The 1,058-nt window shown below is 71.6% G+C and carries 1 protein-coding gene; it reads left to right on the top strand.

All coding sequences use genetic code 11. From position 1 onward, the window contains the following. Positions 1-1,058 (top strand): acyltransferase domain-containing protein (locus EJK15_RS69530; RefSeq protein WP_138720963.1); only part of this gene is annotated, 1,058 nt, incomplete at both ends.

Raw genomic sequence — 1,058 nt, 5'->3', positions numbered from 1 at the left:
TATGTGGCCGGTCACTCGATCGGGGAGATCACTGCGGCGCATGTGGCCGGGGTGCTGGAGCTGGCGGATGCGTGCCGGTTGGTGGCCGCTCGTGGCCGGTTGATGCAGGCGCTGCCCTCTGGGGGCGCGATGGCGGCGATCGGCTGCGGCGAAGAGGAACTCGCGCCGGTGCTGGCCGGCTACGACCAGGTGGCGGTGGCGGCGGTGAACGCGCCCGGTTCGGTGGTGGTCTCCGGCGCGTCCGGCCAGGTGGAGCAGATCGTCGAGTGGGCGCGGCAGCAGGGGTACCGGACCCGCCAGTTGCGGGTGTCGCACGCGTTCCACTCCCCGTTGATGGAGCCGATGCTGGCTGAGTTCGGGCAGGTGGTGGCGGGTTTGACGCTGCGGCGTCCGGAGCTGCCGCTGGTGTCCAACGTCTCGGGTGACCTGGCCGGTGAGGAGATCACCCAGCCCGGCTACTGGGTCGAGCACGTACGCCAACCGGTGCGGTTCGCCGACGGCGTCCACGTCATGCGGCGACGCGGGGTCACCCACTTCCTGGAGGCCGGCCCGGACGCCCAGCTCACCCCCATGATCGAACAAACCCTCACCCACCACGACGACGGCGAGGAGCCCTCGGTAGTGGCCCTGCTGCGCCGCGACCGGGACGAGACCGCCCAACTGATCGCCGGGCTCGGCCAGGCCTGGACGTGCGGCACCGCCGTGGACTGGACCGCCTGGCCGACCGGCGTTCGCATCGGCGACCTGGATCTGCCTACTTACCCCTTCCAACATCGCCGCTACTGGCTGCAGTTGGCTTCGGCTGGTGACCCGGCCGCCCTCGGCCAGACCGCCGCCGACCACCCGATCCTGGGTGCGGTGGTGGAGCAGCCCGACGGTGGCGCCATCCTGACCGGCCGGTTGTCGGTCGCCGCCCAGCCCTGGCTGGCCGATCACGCCATCAACGCCACCCCGATCCTGCCCGGCACCGCCTTCGTCGAACTCGCCCTGCGCGCCGGCGACCAAGTCGGCTGCCCCGCCATCGACGAACTCACCCTGCACACCCCCCTGCCCATCCC

This window comes from Nonomuraea basaltis (assembly GCF_005893125.1).
Taxonomy (GTDB): domain Bacteria; phylum Actinomycetota; class Actinomycetes; order Streptosporangiales; family Streptosporangiaceae; genus Nonomuraea; species Nonomuraea basaltis.
The sequence above is the reverse complement of the archived record's forward strand: the minus strand, read 5'-3'. Positions and strand labels throughout refer to the sequence as shown.